Raw genomic sequence first — 19,729 nt, forward strand, 5'->3', positions numbered from 1 at the left:
TAATTTCATCAATAGAAATAGTCTGATCATCAAATACGAAATTGAAAGATCTGCTGTAATAATTTTTATAGTTGAAATAATCCGGGAGGGTAACGGAATCGTCTGAGGCATACGCACGAATAACCAGATCAGTACCTGAACGGATAAACTGAGCATCAGCCAGATTTGCACCTTTAAAGACTAAATCATTGCGTTGTGATTGATAAGATACATGATCATAGCCAATATCATAGATCACATCATGTCCGTGACCGGCTGTGAATTCGTAGCGGTCTTTTTCCCAGTCACCGCCATTAAGAATATCATTACCAGTGCCGCCAATAAGGATGTCGTAACCTCTGCCGCCGTTCAGGGTGTCATTACCGGCACCGCCGATGAGAATATCGTCTCCATCATCCCCGTTCAGCACATCATCCCCGTCTTCACCATACAGGATGTCATTATCATTACCACCATATAAAGTGTCATTACCGGCACCACCATTAAGAATATCTTTACCATACCAGCCGGCAATAACATTATCGTTATCATCCCCGGTTTGAGTAAAGGTGTAGTTATTCTTAATTTCATCAATAGAAATAGTCTGATCATCAAATACGAAATTGAAAGATCTGCTGTAATAATTTTTATAGTTGAAATAATCCGGGAGGGTAACGGAATCGTCTGAGGCATACGCACGAATAACCAGATCAGTACCTGAACGGATAAACTGAGCATCAGCCAGATTTGCACCTTTAAAGACTAAATCATTGCGTTGTGATTGATAAGATACATGATCATAGCCAATATCATAGATCACATCATGTCCGTGACCGGCTGTGAATTCGTAGCGGTCTTTTTCCCAGTCACCGCCATTAAGAATATCATTACCGGTGCCGCCAATAAGGATGTCGTAACCTCTGCCGCCGTTCAGGGTGTCATTACCGGCACCGCCAATGAGAATGTCATCTCCGTCACCACCGTCAAGTTCATTATCTCCGACTGTAGCTAAAAGGAAATCATTATTTGTTGTACCTTTTACGTTTTTATTATTATCAGAAGCTAAGAAAACCCCAGCATTTATAGCTGCTTCTTTATTAATATTGGATAACCATTTTTCTGTAAAATTGTTTTGAATTGCATAGTCTAAAAAATTAGATAATACTTCATATCTATTTGTCCATTGTTTGCTTATATCTGGTTGATAAATCAGAAAGTCACATAAATCTTCAAAGGCTTTTTCCGGGGTATTTGAAAATACCTGATTAAATAAAGCGGAAATATTTGAAAAATCTAAATATGCATTTCCTTTATCTATATTAATACAAATTTCATTAAGATAGGGTTGCAGACGGGTCTGTCCTAATAGACCTTGATAAATTGTTTCAGCTAAATCTTTATATGTCTTATCAATTGTATCATAAAGGTCTTGTCGCTCCTTTTCGGTTAATGTATAAAATATTTTGGATGATTCTCCCGTAAATGCATTCAATATGTTTAATTTATCTTTATATTTTTCAAGTTCTTCATCGGGCATAGGAATCATATCACGCTCTTGTGAAGGTGTTATGGCCGTACCTTCTGATTCAGTAGCAGACCAAACACTGGATATCCAATATTGCGCATTTTCAGTAAATTTCGGATCAGTTTTGGCCCATTCTAAAATAAGTTTATCTAATAAAGCTAACTGTTCTTCTTTTGTTTCTGCTGCTGAGTAAGCTTTTAATATTTTAGTAAGATTTGACGATAAAGCTGCAGCTTCTCGCAAATCACGTACTCTACCTACACCTTTTAAATTAGCAAGTTGCATTTGCTCATCGGTTAGTTCTATATGATCAATATATTCACTATAACGTGGATCATATTCAAAATTTACATCTCCCATTACATGTTCTGAGCCATCTGTTTTCTCATATGTTCCGGTTTGTGCTAATGTATTACCATTCCCTAATGATGTACTTGTATTTTTGTTACTTAGATTAAGAGATTTAATTCCAACCTGACTAAGAGTGAAAAGTTCATCTGCCTGAGTTATGCCATCTTGATTTAAATCACGCCAAACACGTAATTTAGAAAAATTTTTATCACTTGCATCTACCTTGCCGTCACCGTTGGTGTCAAATTCTTTTAATACAGCATAACCATTTTTAGCATATTTGCCATCTCCCATTGTTGTGCTATCACCAAACAATTCATTACCATTATTTATTATTCCATCTCCATTTCGGTCTATAACCAAAATTCCATCATCTGATTTTATCCACCCTGTAGCTGTTCTAATCCCATCATTATCGTGATCAAATAAAGCACCATCAAATTGATTTGTTCCAATTGTTTCAATACCATCTCCGTCTAGATCTAATACTAATGGATCGAATATATGATATTTTCCTTGACGGTTAGCTGACTTCCAGTTTTTATCTTTTGAACCGAAAAAGTTTTTCCAGTAGTCATTGATGTCCTGAATTTTTACAGGACCGTTATAAGTTTCATAAAAGCTATAAGCAATTCCTAAACCTGCAAATACTAGCCCAACAGCTTGTCCGCCGGGAATTATGGATGCAGTAGCAGAAGCAATATTAAAAATATCACCAGCCGTTAATTGTCCTACATCACAATCGTTATCAAGAAAATTAATTCCAGTTTGAAGATATGCAAATGCAGCTGATCCATATCCAAATTTGGCAGCCTGGCTGAATGGAATTGAAGATACATAAGAGCTCGTTACACTTGCCATACCGGCAGATGTTGATAAATTTGATTGACTGTGATTTGCTGCTGCAGCACCTTGAGCAGCGACACCACCTTTTGCAATAACAGTTCCTGCAAGTATTTGTCCAGCACCCATTAGAATTTCCTTAAATTGTTAAATATAAAAATAATAAAAATAATAAAAATAATAAAAATAATAAAAATAATAATTTAGATTGAATTATAAATTATACTGGCATATATTAACCTCGCTTTGTTTTGTATGAATTAGTTTTGCTAGTTTTAATATTAGAGTTTAGAATTTATGTAGATAATTTTACGTTATAAGTTAATAATAAATTTATATTACGATATATAACAATATGTATAATTAAAAATAATCAATTTAACAAACTTTATCATTATATTGTATTTGTTGCAATAACATAAATATATATATTGTTTTAATTTTTTAGTTAATATTAATAAATAAGTTCTGATTAAATTTATCCGAGAAATTTAATGGTTATAGTTATATTTTTTAATTTTTAAGTTATAGAAAATTATGAAAATTTCATATTTAAAAATATTTTATAAATATTAGTCTAAATTATTAGATTAATATTTATATAGCATTTATTGTTAAATTTGTATTATATTTTTACCGAAATCTCGTACCTTTTGCCAGTCGGTATATTCAATATGGGCATCCAGATGGGTTTCGCCTTTATTGAGTTTCATAACCAGACGCATCATGTAGCGGTCGAGCAGGTTGTATTTGGCATAGTGGAGCTCTCCGGCAAAAATTCCAATTAACTGAGGGCGCCATGGGCTTTTGGTAAAAAATTTACGTGTGTAGGTATGTGTTTGCGGTGTACTGCGATGAGGTTTGTTAGCCAGTATGCTAACGCTGAAAAAGGCACTTGGGGTGTTGCTGAGAATTTGCTGATGGCGTTCTATCCAGCGTGCCAGTTGAGAGGCGTAGTGTCCGTACCGGATAGAGGCACCGATAATGATCTTATCGTATTCCCCCTGCTGAATTAGCGGATCATCTGCAAGATTAATCATATCAACTGTGATACCGGCAGCAGTCCATTGCGCTTCAAGTGTTTGGGCAATTTTAAGGGTATAGCCAAAACGGCTGCTGTATACAAGCAGATATTTCATGGTGTACAGATTCAGATAAATAAGGCTTATCATATCACGTCTGCCGGTTTTTACTCAGGGTAATTATTTAAAGCTGATTTTGTTTATTCAGGTACAAGATATTGGCTTTTTTACTGCGCGGAGACTGGTACAATGGCGGCTGTTTTTGGAGATATATATGAAAGCCAGTCAGTTTTATATTTCAACATTAAAAGAGGCTCCGGCCGAAGCGGAGTTGGCCAGCCATAAGCTTATGCTGCGTACCGGGATGATCCGGCGTCTGGCCAGCGGATTGTATACATGGATGCCGATGGGGTTACGGGTACTGCGCAAGGTTGAACATATTGTGCGGGAAGAGATGAATCGTGCTGGTTCGATTGAATTGCTGATGCCGGTAGTTCAGCCGGCTGAATTGTGGCAGGAAAGCGGTCGCTGGGCATTTTATGGTAAGGAATTATTGCGTATTACTGATCGTCACGAACGTGAGTTCTGTATGGGGCCGACTTGTGAGGAAGTAATTACGGATATTGTGCGCAGTGAAATTCGCAGCTACAAGCAGCTGCCACTGAATTTTTATCATATTCAGACTAAATTCAGGGATGAGGTACGGCCACGGTTCGGAGTAATGCGTGCCCGTGAGTTTGTTATGAAAGATGCTTATTCATTCCATACTTCATTTGAATCATTGCAACAGACTTATCGGGATATGTTTGATGCCTATTGCCGCGTTTTTGACCGACTGGGACTGGATTATCGTCCTGTAGCAGCAGATACCGGCAGTATTGGCGGAACGGGTTCGCATGAGTTTCAGGTTCTGGCGGAAAGTGGTGAGGATGTTATTGCCTATAGTGATACATCTGACTATGCAGCTAATGTTGAGCTGGCTGCTACTTTGCCATTATCAGGAGAGCGCCTGAGTGCAGGGCAGTCTTTAAGCAAAGTTCACACGCCGAATGTACGCAGTATTGAAGATTTAGTGGCATTTTTAAATATTCCGGTTGAGCAGACTCTGAAATCGCTGGTTGTTGAGGGTGAAGAAGAGGGAACGGTGGTATTGCTGCTGGTTCGCGGAGATCATCATCTGAATGAAATCAAGGCTGAGAAGCTGGCAGGAGTAAAAGCACCGTTAACTATGGCTTCTGTGGCAGCTATTGAAGCTGCTTTCAATGGCGCACATGGTGGTTCGCTTGGTCCTGTGGGCTTTAATGGTAAGGTATACGCCGATTTTGCTACTGCAAAATCTGCAGACTGGGTAATTGGTGCTAATGAAGACGATCATCATTATACGGGCTTTAATTTTGGCCGTGATGCAGCAGAACCGGAATTTGCTGATTTACGCGAAGTAATCGCCGGTGATCCTAGTCCGTGCGGAACCGGAAGTCTGAAGCTGGCCCGCGGAATTGAAGTTGGCCATGTATTCCAGTTACGGACTAAGTATTCTGAGGCTATGCAGGCTACTGTTCTGGATCAGAACGGTAAAAGTGTTGTGCTGGAAATGGGGTGTTATGGTATCGGGATTACGCGTGTGATTGCTGCGGCAATTGAACAGAATAATGATGAACGCGGTATTATTTGGACCGAAGCTATGGCACCGTTTACGGTGGTGATTGTGCCGATGAATTATAAAAAGTCAGCTGATGTAAAAGCTGCCGCAGATAATTTGTATGCGCAATTACAGCAGGCCGGAATAGATGTGCTGCTGGACGATCGTGATGAACGTTCCGGTGTATTACTGCATGATTCTGAGCTGATTGGTATTCCGCACCGGATTGTGATTGGTGACCGTGGTCTGAAAGCGGGTAAAGTAGAGTATCAGGCGCGAAGGGATACTGAAGCTACTGAGCTGGCCGTTGATGCAGTAGTGCCGCATATTTGTGCTTTATTCAGCCGTAATTAATATTTTACATGTGCACAGACCGGACATTGTGCGTCTGGTTTTGGCTGATTATTATTAGAAAATAATAATCTGATTTGATAATGTAATTATGGTTGCAGTTTGAAGATTAACGAATAAAAAACCAGATTTTGCAATCTGGTTTTTTTTCTATTATTTAAGTAATTCGTCCGGAATCTTGCATACTGGAATTGGGTTGATTTTATGCTGCATGGCACGATGATAACGTTCATAAATAGCAAATACTTCGCGCTCGCGGTCAGTAAAATCGTCTATTTTATGGGTATCGTAGACACTCATAGCCCATTCGAGCTCAGGATAGGTTGCACCAATCTGCTCTTCATCGGTTTTATCGGCATCCCATAATCCATCCGTAGGCGGAGCATCAATAATATTCTGATCTATGTTCAGTTCTTCAGCCAGTGTATATACCTGACTTTTAAGCAGATCGGCAATCGGGCTGATATCTACGCCACCATCGCCATATTTGGTAAAGAACCCGACGCCGAAATCTTCTACTTTATTACCGGTTCCGACCACAAGCAGACCGCGTTCCTGAGAGTAGTAATATAGTGCAATCATGCGCAAGCGGCTGCGTGCATTGGCCAGTGCCAGCTGGGTTTGTTCATCTTTATTGTCACCAATGTCTACCGCCATGGTAAATGAGTCAAAGGTACGGGTAAGATCTACCCAGTGTTCTTCTATGTTGTTATAACGGCTTTTCAGCTGACGAATATGCTCCTGCGCCCGTGCTATCTGGTTAACTTTCTGATGAATAGGCAGTTCCAGTACTAATGTGGGCAAGCCTGTTCTGGCAGCAAGAGTAGAGACTACGGCAGAATCGATACCGCCAGAAACGCCTACAACAAAACCTTTGCATTTTGCCTGAGTGGCATAATCACGTAACCAGTTAACAATATATTCAATGATGGCTGCTGTTTGCATGGTGTATTCTTTCGCTGATTATTGAGCAGGATTAATATACTTCTTTAAGCTTTGCCTTGCAAAGGGTCTGTTGCGACTGTTGCTGCCGGCTTATGTATTTAATCTGATTGGGCAGTAAGTGGTATATTAGGTTAGAATAGGTATAGTTTATTAATGTCTTGTGACGGAAAAAATAGTTATATGCAGGATATGGTACCAGCTGAAATCCGCTTAAGTCAGAACCGGCAGAGATTACGGCTGGTTTACGGAGCAAAAACATATGAGCTTGAGGCTGAGTTTCTGCGGGTATTTTCACCCAGTGCTGAAGTGCGTGGTTACGTAGCGGGGCAGGAAGTATTACAGACAGGTAAGCGTGATGTAACGATTACTGCTTTGTCTCAGGTTGGTAATTATGCTTTGCGTATTGCATTTTCAGACGGACATGATACAGGGTTGTACGACTGGGATTATTTGTATGATCTGGCTGTTCGTCAGGCAGAACTCTGGGCAGGTTATGAAAAGCAGTTACTTCTTGCCGGTGCCAGCCGTGACCCCGACTGATTTGCGGTTATTCGGATGCAGGCAGCCGGATAAGTTTATTTGGGCAATATTTAATTCTGAAAGTGTGGTATGAGCGATCACAAAACTCATTTTGGTTATCAAACTGTTGATGAAGATGAAAAAGCGGGTCGTGTTGCCGGTGTATTCCATTCGGTGGCCAAAAACTATGATGTGATGAATGATGTGATGTCCGGCGGTTTACACCGGATCTGGAAGCACTTTACCATTACCACAGCTCCGGTACGTAAAGGCGATAAGGTACTGGATATTGCCGGGGGTTCAGGTGATTTGTCGCGCGGCTGGGCCAGACGGGTAGGACGCAGCGGTGAAGTCTGGCTTACTGATATTAATTCTTCTATGCTGACAGTGGGCCGGGATCGTTTGCTTAATGAAGGGCTGGCATTGCCGGTGGCGCTGTGTGATGCAGAAAAACTGCCTTTCCCAGATAATTATTTTAATCTGGTGTCGGTATCGTTTGGTTTGCGTAATATGACGCATAAAGAAGTGGCACTGGCGGAAATGTATCGCGTTTTACAACCCGGCGGTACTTTGCTGGTACTGGAATTTTCTCATGTATTCAAGCCGCTCAAGCCGGTTTATGATTTATATTCATTTAAGATGCTGCCGCTGATGGGTAAGCTGATTGCCAAAGATGCAGACAGCTATCAGTATTTGGCAGAATCAATCCGTATGCATCCTGATCAGGAAACGTTAAGAAAAATGATGCTGGATGTAGGATTTGATAGTGTGAATTATCATAATTTAACCGCTGGCGTGGTGGCTTTGCATAAAGGGGTTAAGTTTTAGTTTGTCAGTTGACACTGTGTTCAGGCTGCCATATGGTAGCCTGATTTGTTTTATATGTGACTGGATAATGTTATGAGTGAAATTGAACAATTACAGCCGCAGCCGGTATGGCAGTGGTTTGCGCGTTTGTGTGCGGTACCGCGTCCGACATTTCATGAACAGGCTGTGCGGGAAATGCTGGTTAAGGCAGCACAAGAACATAGTCTGAAAACAGATATTGATGCTAAGGGAAATTTGCGTATTTGCAAACCAGCCACTGCGGGTATGGAAAATTGTGTGCCGGTAGCCATTCAGGCGCATATGGATATGGTGGCACAAAAAGGCGCTGATTCGCAGCATGATTTTCAGCGTGATCCGGTGCAGACCCAGATTAAAGATGGCTGGGTTTGGGCTAATGACACGACCCTCGGTGCTGATAATGGTATTGGTCTGGCTATGGGGCTGGCAGTAATATTCAGTGAAGGTATTGCGCATCCTGAATTAACGCTGATTGTTACGGTTGAAGAAGAAATCGGTATGGGCGGAGCAGAAGCGCTAAGTGCGGATTGGTTGCAGATGCCCTATCTGATTAATCTGGATACCGAAGAAGCGGGTGAGATTTTTATTGGTTGTGCCGGTGGTCGTGATGCCAGTATGACCTTACCTCTGAACTGGCAAGCCGGTAAGCTGTCTGCATGTACTGTTCGGGTGTCCGGTTTACGCGGTGGTCATTCGGGCGTGGATATTGATAAAAATCATGCCAATGCCAATGTATTGCTGGCACGGGTGCTGTCTGGTCTGTATGCACAGATACCTTTTGCTCTGGGTTCATGGCAGGGTGGCGAGCTGCGCAATGTAATCACACGTGAGGCTCAGGCTGTGATTGGCCTGGAGGCTGATACAGCTCGTGCAGCTGTTGCACCAATTGCTGCTGTTATTGCTGCAGAATGGGCAGAAGAAACACAGTTGGATATTGAAGTTTTACCGGCAGAGGATCTGACTCAGGCCGCTACTTTGGAAAGTACTCAGAAAGCGCTTGATTTGCTGCTGGCTGTGCCCAATGGTGTAATGCGCATGAGTGAGCAGTTTAAGGGGATTGTGGAAACTTCTTCTAATATGGGGGAAGTGAAAACCGGAACCGATGGTTTACTGATACATTGTCTGATGCGTTCGCTTCTGGAAACACCTAAAGATGAGTTCAGTTTACGTCTGGCTGCATTGGCGCGGATGGCCGGGGCGAATCTGGAGTTAACAGCAGATTATCCGGGCTGGGCACCGAATGCAGACTCTCCTTTACTGAAACTAACCAGCACTATTTTTGCCCGTCACTATGGTAAACAGCCACCGTTGCAGATTATTCATGCCGGACTGGAATGCGGGATTCTCAGTGGTAAAGCACCTCATCTGGATATGGTGTCATTCGGACCGACAATACGTGCAGCACATTCTCCTAAAGAACGGGTAGAAATTAAAGCTGTGGCTGAATGCTGGTCTGTTTTGCTGGATTTACTCAAATCTATACCGCCACGGCAGTAATCTGGTTGCCGGTTGGTACTGAAAAGGCATGGCTGTGACATGCCTTTTTGCTATTTTTTTGCTGCTATTCTTCGTAAACAGGGATATAGTAATCCTTAGCCGGTTTGTACCGGCATAAATAATTTCGGTTTTGATATTGTTAATCAGAATGAATTACTTTTACAATGGCCCATATATTTTTGTCCGGACAATCTGCCGGATCAGGAAGTGAGTTTTATGGATACTCAACAAAATAGCCGTCGTAATTTTCTGCGTGCCGGCGCTGCTTTTGCTGGTGCCGGTCTGTTGCAGGCTTGTCGCAGCAATCCGAAGCCTGACGTCAAAACAGCATCAACACCTAAAGTACCTGTGCAAACCAATAATAATCTTAATACTATGCGTATTTTTGCCTGTTCTGGATTTGGTGAAAGCGTCAGCCGAAGTGAGCTGGCAGCCCAGCGTCTGGCTATAGCCGGTTTTGCCGTGAGTAATCAGCAGGCGTTTATGCGTCGCTATCAGCGTTTTTCTGGCAGTGATGCTGAGCGTGCTGCAGATTTGCAGGATGTTGCTATCGGCCGGGTACCTGTACCGAAGGTGCTGATGGGGCTGCGTGGCGGATACGGGGCGATGCGTATTTTGCCTCTGGTTAACTGGTCTTCTCTGGGTGCAAGAATGCGTGAGCAGGGTACATTACTGTATGGCTACAGTGATGTTACTGCTGTGCAACTGGCATTGCTGGCTCAGGGGAAAATGTGCAGTTTTGCCGGGCCAATGCTGTATAGTGAGTTTGGTAAACCACAGATGAGTTTATTTACCACCCGTTCTTTTATTGAGAACAGCTGTAATCCGAAAATGTCAGTTACAGTTGCCGATATACAGAATTATCAGATACGGGCTGAGGGTATTTTGTGGGGAGGCAATCTGAGTGTGTTGTCTGCGCTCGCCGGCTCTCAATTTATGCCACAGGTGAATGGCGGTATTTTGTTTATTGAAGATGTGGGTGAACAGCCATACCGGATAGAACGCATGCTTCAGACATTGTATCTGAGCGGAGTACTTGCACGACAGCAGGCAATTATTCTGGGTAATTTCCGTATGGGTTCGATTCGTGATGTCTATGACAGTAGTTATACTTTGAATTCTGTGATTCAGACGATGGCAAGGCTGACAAAGGTTCCGGTACTAACTGGATTTCCTTTCGGGCATATTACCGATAAGGTTACCTTTCCTCTGGGCGCTAAAGCAAGTTTGTATTCTACCAGTAATGGTGGTTATCAGATTGATTTCAGTGATTATCCGGTTTTGAATCCTTCTGTACTGGCTTTAAATACGCTACTTCCGCAACCGCCTGCCGTTGAGGGACTACTTAACGGATCTACTGCGCCTGCTAATGATTCTTCATCTGAAACCGAAGATACGATGTAATTATTCTGGCAGTAATTTGTCAGCTTGAGTTTTCAGCTGATTTATTCTGGCTGCTCCAGCCATTTGATAATTGCCTGATTATCAGCCGGAGCCCTGAGCTGACTGAGGGTATAGCGGTTCAGGGAATGATAAAAGGCTTGCTGCGCTTCGCTGAATAGTCGGGGAAGATAGCAAAACTCTGCCATTGAGCATGGGGGTTGCCGGCAGTTGATTAAATGAGGGGTCTCTGATGAGGCCAGCTCCAGTGCCTGAACAATATCACCCAGTTTGAGCTGATAGCTGGAGGCAGCCAGTTTTATACCGCCTTTTCTACCCTTAAAGGAATCAATCCAGCCGCTCTGTGCCATGAAATATACAATTTTTACCAGATGATTTTTAGATACGCTGAGCTGTCTGGCCAGACTTTCTACGGTAGAAAGTCTGTTCTCAGGCAGGTATTGTAAAGCTAATAATACGCGTAGGCCTAAATCGGTAAAACGGTTTAATTGCATGGCAGACTGTCAGACTAATGGAAGGTCAATTTTGCCTGTTTTCAGCTGCCATGAAAAGATTTCGTTTAAATAATTTCAAAATGGTTATTATGCTGCCAGCTGGCTGAATCCGCCTGTACCGAACAATTCCATGAAAATCTGACTTTGTGGTATTTGTAAATCACGCAGAGCCTGATATTGTGCATGCATAAATTCTATCGGGCCGCAAATATAATAGTCTGCATCAGCAGGCAGTAGTGAGCTGTCCAGTTCGGATAAATTCAGACGACCAGTTTTATCTGCTGCTAATTCTTTACCCGGATTTTCACAGGCCAGATAGCTGTGCAGATTAGGCATGCTTTGCTGCAATTCGGTGATATGCTGGTGCATCGCCAGTACATTACTGTTGCGGCAGGCATGAATAAAACTGATTTGCTGATGCGGATTTTTTTCTGCGGCAAGGGTATTCAGAATAGCAATCATGGGTGTGATACCAACACCTGCGCTAATCAGAACAGTATTTTTATGCGGATGGTGGAGTATAAAAGTACCTGTCGGGTTGGTTACTTCCAGTTCATCACCGATCTGGTAATGCTCATGCAGAGTTGTAGACACATAACCTTCAGCATGTTGTTTGTCACCAATTTCTTTTTTGACGCTGATGCGGAAATAGTTCGGGTGATTGCTGTCGGAAAGTGAGTACTGACGCGGTTGCCGGATGCCTAGCTGAGGTACCATAACCCGAACGGAAATATACTGACCGGGCTTATACTCCGGCAGCGGACTGTTGTCTGCCGGTTGCAGATAAAAAGAGGTAATCTCGCTGCTTTCAATCTGCTTATCAACTATTTTAAATTTTTTCCAGCCATTCCAGCCGCCTTCAGTTTTATCTTGTTTCTTATATAGATTTGCTTCTGTGGTAATAAGAATGTCGGCCAGTTGCTGATAAGCAGCAGTCCATGCTTCTATCAGTTCGCTTTCCATGGGGACGTTCAATACCTCACTGATGGAGTGCAGCAGATTGGTACCAACAATTGGATACTGATCCGGCTGAATATCCAGACTGACATGCCGGTGAGCGATCTGACTAACTGCATCGCCGAGGTTCTGTAATTTGGTAATGTTTTGAGCATAAGCCAGTACTGCACTGGCCAGTGCATGTGGTTGCGCATCATTGCGCTGGTTGCCAAGGTTAAATATTTCTTTCAGGTCGGGGTTATTAGTGAGCATCCTGTTGTAAAAGTAGCGGGTTAGTTCAACACCGTGTTCCTTTAGAGTTGGAATAGTAGACTGAACCAGTTCGATTTGTCTGGTAGTAAGTTGCATGATTGTTCTCCCGAAAATTTTGTATAATTTAATATGTATATAAAATACATATTTTATATTAGGCTGCTTAATAACAGCTGTCAATAAATACTGAATCAATTAAATGAATAATTTTTCTATTTCAATCTGTTCGGTATTGCTATCAAGGGATGAAATGCGGAAAGTGGCGCATAGATTGGCTAATATGAGTTAAACTGTCTGTTATTTTGGTTGTGGTATTTCTGGTCATTCTGGTTGTTATCCAGAATAGGGTGACAGGCTGTTGTGACTGATGAAATAAGCAGGATATCTGAGGAATGCTAAATTTATGATGATCCATCCGAATTTTGATCCAGTACTGATACATCTGGGTCCTTTGGCCATTCGCTGGTACGCATTAAGTTATATTGTTGGTTTTTGTTTGTTTATCTGGCTGGGACGCAGACGGATTAAAAGCGGGCAGACCATATTTACCAATGAATTGCTGGAAGATTTATTTACCTGGGGTGTATTCGGCGTGATACTGGGCGGGCGTCTGGGCTATGTGTTGTTTTATCAGTCTTCGTACTATTTCAGTCATCCGCTGGATATTCTGAAAATCTGGCAGGGTGGTATGTCGTTTCATGGCGGCTTTATCGGAGTGCTGGTCGCTATGTGGCTGTTTGCCTGCAAACACAAGGTTAAATTCTGGGCAGTAGCCGATTTTGTAGCGCCGCTGATACCGCTCGGACTGGCATGCGGTCGTATCGGTAATTTTATTAACGGCGAGCTGTGGGGGCGTGTTACCAGTGCTGATGCTTTCTGGGCGATGGGTTTTCCGCACGCGCATGATGATGATGTGGCGCTGGTGAAGCAGGATCCGCAACAATGGCTGCCGGTATGGGAAAAATTTCAGATGCTGCCGCGCCATCCTTCACAGTTGTATGAATTTATGCTTGAAGGAATTGTGCTGTTTGTGATTATGTGGCTGTTTACCAAAAAACCTCGTCCGCTGGGGCAGGCATCTATGCTGTTTTTACTTGGCTACGGTGTATTCAGGTTTATTGTTGAGTTTGCGCGTGAACCTGATGACTTTCTTGGTTTGCTGGCGATGCATATGTCTATGGGGCAATGGCTCAGTCTGCCGATGATTGTGATTGGCGCAGTCGGATTCGCTTATACTTGTAGAAAAGCAGCTTAAACTGAATTTATAAAGCTGTTAAAGCCGCAATAAAATATATTTATTGCGGCTTTAATTATTGGCGGACAGAGAAGGGTAATTAATCTTTACAGGCTGTCTTTGTGTGCCAGAATCCGCCGGCTGCCGCCCAGCTCGGCTGGTGAAACGATACCTGCGGCTTCGAGTGCTTCCATCAGATTTGCTGCACGGTTGTAACCAATGCGCAGATGGCGTTGTAAAGATGAAATAGATGTTTTACGGGTTTCCAGTACAAAGGCTACCGCCTGGTCGAATAATTCGTCACTGTTGGCGTTCGGATTAACCTGATTAACATTGGTCTGAGCAGCCTCTCCTGATAATAAGCCTTCTACGTATTGGGCAGGAGCCTGCTGTTTAATGAAGTTAACGATGGCATGAACTTCATCATCGGAGACAAATGCACCATGCAGACGGGTAGGTTCTGCCTGACCGGGCGGTAAAAACAACATATCACCTTTGCCCAGCAGGTTTTCAGCACCCATCTGATCCAGAATGGTACGGCTGTCAATTTTACTGGATACCTGAAATGAAAGCCGGGTGGGAATATTGGCTTTAATCAGTCCGGTAATCACATCAACACTCGGGCGCTGTGTTGCCAGTATCAGGTGGATACCGGCAGCACGGGCTTTTTGTGCCAGCCGGGCAATCTGCTGTTCTACTTTTTTGCCTTCTACCATCATCAGGTCAGCCAGCTCATCAATAACAACAACGATATAAGGCAGTTTATCCAGTGGCTCCGGATCGTCCGGATTGGTACTGAATGGGTTAACCAGTGGCGTTGATGCTACTTTGGCAGCTGCTACTTTGTCATTAAAGCCGGTAATGTTGCGTACTCCGACATGCGCTAACAACCGGTAACGTTTTTCCATTTCGGTAACACACCAGTTGAGTGCCTGAGCTGCTTCTTTCATATCGGTAACCACCGGAGCAAGCAGATGCGGAATGCCGTCGTATACACTTAATTCCAGCATTTTCGGGTCTACCATGATAAAGCGCACTTCGTCCGGCTGTGCTTTGTATAAAATCGACAGAATCATGCAGTTAACACCGACAGATTTACCAGAGCCGGTAGTACCGGCAACCAGTAAATGCGGCATTTTCGCCAGACTGGCAATCACCGGTGCACCGGCAATATCTTTCCCCATAGCCATGGTTAATTTATCAGCGGCTTCATGAAAGATTTTTGCGCCCAGAATTTCTGACAGCAGAACGTTTTGGCGTTCTTCATTAGGCAGCTCAATGCCCATTGTGGTTTTACCGGCGATGGTTTCTACAACACGTACGCTTTGTACTGAAAGGGAACGAGCCAGATCTTTATTAAGATTGACTATCTGGCTGCCTTTCACTCCCTGTGCCGGCTCGATTTCATAGCGGGTAATAACCGGGCCTGTAGTGGCACTGGTCACTTCTACTTCAACGCCGAATTCTTTCAATCGGGATTCGATGTGTGCAGCCGTTTGCTGCAAAAGCTCGCTGTTAACCACAGCAGGCTGACCGGAGGGTTTGCTGAGTAATTCTGTATCCGGTAAGTGAATCAGACCATTATCACTTTTTACTATAGATTCAGATACCGGTGCCGGTTCTGTTAAATCCTGTGCGACGGGTACTTCTGTACGTACAGCCACGGTTTTGCGGTTGCTGGTGGTAAGCTCGGGCGGTTCGATATTTTTTGCTGTAATATTTTTGGCCTGTTTAACTACACGCCGGACGGTTTTGTTGTTTGGAAATTCGGTAATTAACCGCTGCGGCCGGCGCAGTAATTTGCACCAGAACCATTCAAACTGTGCACCAAGTTTTTCGATTACGGTTAACCACGATACCTGCAATAACATTGACAGCCCGATCAACATCATAAATATACTGATAATCAGACCGCCGGTCATACCGAAGAACTGATGTAACAGTTTTCCGAAACTCTGCCCGGTTAAACCTCCGGCACCAATGGGCAGAGCATTCTCAAGCATACTGGTAAATACCAGATTTTCCAGGGCAGGGCTGAAAACCAGAAGTACAGCTAAACCACTCAGAGCCAGCCAGCTGCTGTAGGGTTTACTGTCAACGCTGGTGTTAAGAGAGCGTGCATTGAGCGGACGAAAGCTTTTATACAGGGCGATAATGGCAGCAATAATTAACCACCAGACAGATAAACCGAAAATGTAGTAGCCGATATCAGACAGCCATGCTCCGGTAAGACCAGCCAGATTATGAGTTTTATTAATTTGTGCAATACCGCGTGACCATGCCGGATCAGCCATATCAAAGCTGGCTAATGACAGTATGACAAACAGGGTAATCATCAGTGCCAGCAGCCAGAAAATATCATTAATGAGATTCATTAACCATGGCTGTCTGGGTTTGCTGATTTCCTGTGGTTTGAGTTTTTTCGGTAACTGCTTGCTCGGAGCAGTTTTTTTTCGTGTTGTGGCCATAAATGTTGCAGCTTAATTTGGTATTTTTATCAGAAATTAACTGGTTATTATACGTTCTGTCAGGCTCTGTATCTGATATTAGTAACAGGATTTAACGGTTTTTTGCGGAGTATCAAACCCAGTAACCGCAGCCGGGTATACGTGCACCATGAGCACCCGTAGCATGATGAGTGGCTACAGGCTGACGCTGATACCAGCATGCAGCCAGCCAGGCAAAGGCAGAAGCCTCAACCAGTTGTGCCGGAAGTTGTAAAGTATCGGTGCTGTATAGAGATATCCGGTGTAACTCAAGCTGCTGTGCCAGTGTTTGCATCAGAAGCAGATTTTGCGCCCCGCCGCCACATGCATATACGCTGCCGGCATCAGGTGCGGCATTTATAATGGCGTTTACTGCACTGTGTGCGGTTAGTTCAAGCAGAGTGCGTAATACATCTGCGGGATTTTCCTGTCCGTTAAGATACTGGCTGAGCCAATCGAAACTGAATAAATCACGGCCGGTGCTTTTGGGATAGGGCTGGCTGAAATAGGCATGGCTGAGCATGGCTTGCAGCAATGGCTCAATTGTCCGGCCTTGTGCGGCCAGTGTGCCGTTAAAATCAAATTCCTGCTGCCAGTTTTGCTGTACCCATGCATCCATCAGCATATTGGCCGGACCGGTATCAAAGCCGAATGCCTGCTGGTGTGGTTGCAAAACACTGATATTGGCAATGCCGCCCAGATTCAGAACCACACGGCATTGCTTTTCATCAGCAAAAACTGCCTGATGGAAGGCCGGTACCAATGGCGCACCCTGACCACCGGCAGCCAGATCGCGGCTGCGAAAATCACCTACTGTTGTGATACCGGTAAGTTCGGCCAGTAGTGCCCAGTCCATTAGCTGAATACTGTAATGCTGTTCCGGTACATGACGTATGGTCTGACCGTGACAGCCCAGTGCTGTCACGGCTCGTGCTTCAGTTTGTGCTGTAGTGAGCACTGTACTGACAGCCTGCGCATTCAGGTGTGCCAGCTGCTGTGCCAGTACGGCTGCCTGTGCCAGTTCGTTCTGCTGTGGTATTTGTAATGATAATAGCTGCTGCCTGAGTGTTTCCGGGTAGGCGACGAATGCATGTGCACAGACACCCAGCCATTGAGTACCGGAAAGTTTGGCCAGTACGGCATCAATACCATCCATGCTGGTGCCTGACATCAGGCCGATATAGTATTGAAAAGAAGGTGTGCTGTTCATCAGGCGAAAGTAGCCATTACCGGTGCATGATCACTGGGGCGTTCCCAGCCGCGGGCTTTGCTGTCTATCTGTACTTCACGCAAAGCCGGCAATAACGCATTGCTGATCAGTATATGATCTATGCGTAAACCAAGTTTGCGTTTAAACATATTCATACGATAATCCCACCATGTATAGTTTGTGCTGTCCGGGTAAAGATAATACAGACTGTCTGTTAATCCCAGATTCAGCAACTGCTGAAACCAGCTGCGTTCCTGTGCTGAACACAATACTTTGTCCTGCCATTTTACCGGGTCATAAACATCTGTATCGTGTGGTGCGATGTTAAAATCGCCCAGCAATATGGTTTTGGGATATTGTGTCAGCTCAGTGTTGATATAGTTATTCAGTGCCGCAAACCAACGCTCTTTATAGGCAAATTTTTCGCTGCCTACAGCCTCACCATTGACGCAATAAGCACAGATAATTCTGACATCATTAACCGTTGCCGCAATAATACGTTTTTGCGGTTCATTCAATTCGTGGATATCAACTGTTACGTCTTCAAGAGGCTGTCTGCTGAGTATGGCAACGCCATTATAGGTTTTTTGCCCGTTCCATGCTGCATGATAGCCAATTTGGGTAAAATCAGTTTCCGGGAATTTATCCTGCTCAAGTTTCAGTTCCTGCAAAGCCAGTATATCCGGCTGGTTTTCTTCGAGCCAGCGCAGCGTATGCGGCAGGCGCACATTGAGGGAGTTGACATTCCAGGTGGCAATTTTCATGATGGATTCTGTTTCAGCAAAACGGGTATTGTATGCGTAAAGTTTGGTGAGTTCCAGAGCAGATACCGCTATCAGTTAATCCAGCTGGGCAATGGTTACATTCAGATTACGAAAGCCGGATAACTGCTTATCCCAGTGATGCTGTTTCTTTTTGAAGTCAGCCAGTTCACGTGCATTCAATGTACGGGTGGGCAGGGCAACGCTGGTCGGATTTACCGGCTGTCCGTTAATCCGGACTTCGTAATGCAGGTGCGGGCCGGTAGAAACGCCGGTACTGCCTACGTATCCGATAATATCACCAGCCTGTACATGCTGACCAACACTTAGATTAGCAAAAGCACTCATGTGTCCGTACAGGGTTTGCATGCTGTCGTTGTGCCGAAGCACAACTGCATTGCCATAGCCCCCTTTGATACCAAAGCTTTCAACAGTACCATCCGATGGGGCATGTATGGGTGTTCCGCTGGCAACAGCATAATCGATACCGCTGTGCATGCGCAGAGTTTGCAATATCGGATGAAAACGTGTACCAAAGGGGGATGAAATCCGTGCACCATCGACTGGTACACTGGAAAACCCTTTGCGTAAAGGTTTACCGTTTACATCATAGTACTGACCGTTACCATCATTACCGGTATCGTAATAATAGGCATGATAAATATTGCCATTGTGGCTGAATTCTGCTGCGCGTATATCACCTGTTGCCAGTTCCTGACCGCGATAATACAGGCTGTCGTAAATCAGGCGGATAGTATCGCCACTTTGTAGCGAGTTAATATCAATTTTGTCTTTGAAAATTTCACGCAGTGATTCTCTGATTTCTACCGGAATACCGGCTTGTGCCAGTGCTCCGCGTGCAGAGGTTTTAACGACAACGGCTTTAAATGTCGGCAGGGTTTCAGTATCCACTGCGCTGATATCGGCATTCCAGTTATTACCGGTTTTTTTCAGTGCCACCAGATTTTTTTCGCCATTATCATCATCATTAAAAAACTGAATATCGGTAAGGAGGCCATTGTTATCCGTGCGGATACTGAAAACCTGATTGACCTGTAAATGCTGTACCTTATTTTTTATGATGTTAAGACTGGTAATGCGCTGAATTTCATCAGCACTGATACCAAAGCGGCTTAGTACCATGTTAATCGTATCACCGGGCTGGACAATTTCGTCCCGCCAGAAATTCTGTACAGGTACCTGGGTTTTAATGTTAACCGGAGCCAGTTTGAGTGTTATATGCTCTGGCTGATAACGATCTGAATTGTGTTTACGGCCGGATATGAGTACAACCAGTATAATCAGAAGCAATATGATTGCCACGGCAATACCACACCAGAGTTTTGGTTTGGCGGCTATTTTCTGTTTGAACTGCTTTAACAAGGCTGATGATTGAGTTAACAGGGACATGGTTGTG

15 protein-coding genes are annotated in these 19,729 nt (G+C 43.9%); 6 read left to right on the forward strand and 9 right to left on the reverse strand.

The genetic code is table 11. The features are described 5' to 3' along the window. Together H3V11_RS08240 and hemG are read right to left on the reverse strand one after the other, a co-directional pair. On the reverse strand, positions 1–2,827 hold a 2,827-nt coding region (locus H3V11_RS08240; RefSeq protein ID WP_198224312.1), incomplete at its 3' end, for a calcium-binding protein. Positions 2,828–3,312: 485 nt separating this feature from the next. Further along, a complete protein-coding gene (hemG, locus tag H3V11_RS08245; protein ID WP_198224314.1) occupies positions 3,313–3,870 on the reverse strand; it encodes a menaquinone-dependent protoporphyrinogen IX dehydrogenase in 558 nt (185 codons plus the stop codon). Positions 3,871–3,994: 124 nt separating this feature from the next. Here hemG and H3V11_RS08250 point away from each other — a divergent pair, with 124 nt between their 5' ends. Further along, positions 3,995–5,713 (forward strand): proline--tRNA ligase, encoded by a 1,719-nt coding sequence (locus tag H3V11_RS08250; RefSeq protein ID WP_198224316.1) that lies wholly within the window; start codon positions 3,995–3,997, stop codon positions 5,711–5,713. A 150-nt stretch (positions 5,714–5,863) separates the two neighbouring features. Here H3V11_RS08250 and nadE read toward each other — a convergent pair whose 3' ends face one another. Next, positions 5,864–6,655 carry an NAD(+) synthase gene (gene nadE, locus H3V11_RS08255; RefSeq protein WP_198224318.1) on the reverse strand — a complete coding sequence of 264 codons (792 nt, stop codon included), beginning with the start codon at positions 6,653–6,655 and terminating at the stop codon, positions 5,864–5,866. Between the two features lie 153 nt (positions 6,656–6,808). Between nadE and H3V11_RS08260 the strand changes: the two genes are divergently transcribed. The 4 genes from H3V11_RS08260 (at position 6,809) to H3V11_RS08275 (ending at position 10,921) form a co-directional block, all read left to right on the forward strand. Continuing rightward, a complete protein-coding gene (locus H3V11_RS08260; RefSeq protein ID WP_370570180.1) occupies positions 6,809–7,195 on the forward strand; it encodes a gamma-butyrobetaine hydroxylase-like domain-containing protein in 387 nt (128 codons plus the stop codon). Positions 7,196–7,264: 69 nt separating this feature from the next. Continuing rightward, positions 7,265–8,002 (forward strand): bifunctional demethylmenaquinone methyltransferase/2-methoxy-6-polyprenyl-1,4-benzoquinol methylase UbiE, encoded by a 738-nt coding sequence (gene ubiE / locus H3V11_RS08265; RefSeq protein ID WP_025330921.1) that lies wholly within the window; start codon positions 7,265–7,267, stop codon positions 8,000–8,002. Between the two features lie 72 nt (positions 8,003–8,074). Beyond that, entirely contained in the window at positions 8,075–9,517 is a 1,443-nt protein-coding gene (locus H3V11_RS08270) for an aminoacyl-histidine dipeptidase (RefSeq protein WP_198224320.1), read from the forward strand. Between the two features lie 216 nt (positions 9,518–9,733). Further along, positions 9,734–10,921: an LD-carboxypeptidase gene (locus H3V11_RS08275; RefSeq protein ID WP_084586323.1), complete on the forward strand. Its 1,188-nt coding sequence runs from the start codon at positions 9,734–9,736 to the stop codon at positions 10,919–10,921. 41 nt (positions 10,922–10,962) lie between these two features. On the opposite strand, the gene H3V11_RS08280 is transcribed toward H3V11_RS08275, so the two are convergent. Continuing rightward, positions 10,963–11,412, reverse strand: a complete 450-nt coding sequence (locus H3V11_RS08280) for an Rrf2 family transcriptional regulator (RefSeq protein ID WP_084586324.1) — start codon at positions 11,410–11,412, stop codon at positions 10,963–10,965. Positions 11,413–11,499: 87 nt separating this feature from the next. Beyond that, complete coding sequence (gene hmpA, locus H3V11_RS08285; RefSeq protein WP_198224322.1) at positions 11,500–12,717, reverse strand: NO-inducible flavohemoprotein; 1,218 nt, start codon at positions 12,715–12,717, stop codon at positions 11,500–11,502. 307 nt (positions 12,718–13,024) lie between these two features. Between hmpA and lgt the strand changes: the two genes are divergently transcribed. Further along, complete coding sequence (gene lgt, locus H3V11_RS08290; RefSeq protein WP_198224324.1) at positions 13,025–13,876, forward strand: prolipoprotein diacylglyceryl transferase; 852 nt, start codon at positions 13,025–13,027, stop codon at positions 13,874–13,876. An 86-nt stretch (positions 13,877–13,962) separates the two neighbouring features. On the opposite strand, the gene H3V11_RS08295 is transcribed toward lgt, so the two are convergent. From H3V11_RS08295 to H3V11_RS08310, 4 genes are all read right to left on the reverse strand, one after another. After that, positions 13,963–16,323, reverse strand: a complete 2,361-nt coding sequence (locus tag H3V11_RS08295; protein ID WP_198224332.1) for a DNA translocase FtsK — start codon at positions 16,321–16,323, stop codon at positions 13,963–13,965. A gap of 112 nt (positions 16,324–16,435) precedes the next feature. After that, entirely contained in the window at positions 16,436–17,551 is a 1,116-nt protein-coding gene (locus tag H3V11_RS08300) for an anhydro-N-acetylmuramic acid kinase (RefSeq protein ID WP_198224334.1), read from the reverse strand. After that, a complete protein-coding gene (gene xth / locus H3V11_RS08305) occupies positions 17,551–18,315 on the reverse strand; it encodes an exodeoxyribonuclease III (protein ID WP_174830268.1) in 765 nt (254 codons plus the stop codon). The genes H3V11_RS08300 and xth overlap by 1 nt, the downstream gene beginning before the upstream one ends. A gap of 75 nt (positions 18,316–18,390) precedes the next feature. After that, the gene (locus H3V11_RS08310) at positions 18,391–19,722 is read right to left on the reverse strand and encodes a LysM peptidoglycan-binding domain-containing M23 family metallopeptidase (protein ID WP_198224336.1); all 1,332 of its coding nucleotides are present in this window, start codon (positions 19,720–19,722) and stop codon (positions 18,391–18,393) included. Positions 19,723–19,729: the final 7 nt, after the last annotated feature.

This window comes from Snodgrassella sp. W8158, from assembly GCF_016100435.1.
In the GTDB taxonomy this organism is placed as follows: domain Bacteria; phylum Pseudomonadota; class Gammaproteobacteria; order Burkholderiales; family Neisseriaceae; genus Snodgrassella; species Snodgrassella alvi.

Excerpts from the sequence above, each read along its gene's own strand:
- hemG (WP_198224314.1), bottom strand. The coding sequence starts at position 3,870 with ATGATAAGCCTTATTTATCTGAATCTGTACACCATGAAATATCTGCTT.
- H3V11_RS08250 (WP_198224316.1), top strand. The coding sequence starts at position 3,995 with ATGAAAGCCAGTCAGTTTTATATTTCAACATTAAAAGAGGCTCCGGCC.
- nadE (WP_198224318.1), bottom strand. The coding sequence starts at position 6,655 with ATGCAAACAGCAGCCATCATTGAATATATTGTTAACTGGTTACGTGAT.
- H3V11_RS08260 (WP_370570180.1), top strand. The coding sequence starts at position 6,809 with ATGTCTTGTGACGGAAAAAATAGTTATATGCAGGATATGGTACCAGCT.
- ubiE (WP_025330921.1), top strand. The coding sequence starts at position 7,265 with ATGAGCGATCACAAAACTCATTTTGGTTATCAAACTGTTGATGAAGAT.
- H3V11_RS08270 (WP_198224320.1), top strand. The coding sequence starts at position 8,075 with ATGAGTGAAATTGAACAATTACAGCCGCAGCCGGTATGGCAGTGGTTT.
- H3V11_RS08275 (WP_084586323.1), top strand. The coding sequence starts at position 9,734 with ATGGATACTCAACAAAATAGCCGTCGTAATTTTCTGCGTGCCGGCGCT.
- H3V11_RS08280 (WP_084586324.1), bottom strand. The coding sequence starts at position 11,412 with ATGCAATTAAACCGTTTTACCGATTTAGGCCTACGCGTATTATTAGCT.
- hmpA (WP_198224322.1), bottom strand. The coding sequence starts at position 12,717 with ATGCAACTTACTACCAGACAAATCGAACTGGTTCAGTCTACTATTCCA.
- lgt (WP_198224324.1), top strand. The coding sequence starts at position 13,025 with ATGATGATCCATCCGAATTTTGATCCAGTACTGATACATCTGGGTCCT.
- H3V11_RS08295 (WP_198224332.1), bottom strand. The coding sequence starts at position 16,323 with ATGGCCACAACACGAAAAAAAACTGCTCCGAGCAAGCAGTTACCGAAA.
- H3V11_RS08300 (WP_198224334.1), bottom strand. The coding sequence starts at position 17,551 with ATGAACAGCACACCTTCTTTTCAATACTATATCGGCCTGATGTCAGGC.
- xth (WP_174830268.1), bottom strand. The coding sequence starts at position 18,315 with ATGAAAATTGCCACCTGGAATGTCAACTCCCTCAATGTGCGCCTGCCG.
- H3V11_RS08310 (WP_198224336.1), bottom strand. The coding sequence starts at position 19,722 with ATGTCCCTGTTAACTCAATCATCAGCCTTGTTAAAGCAGTTCAAACAG.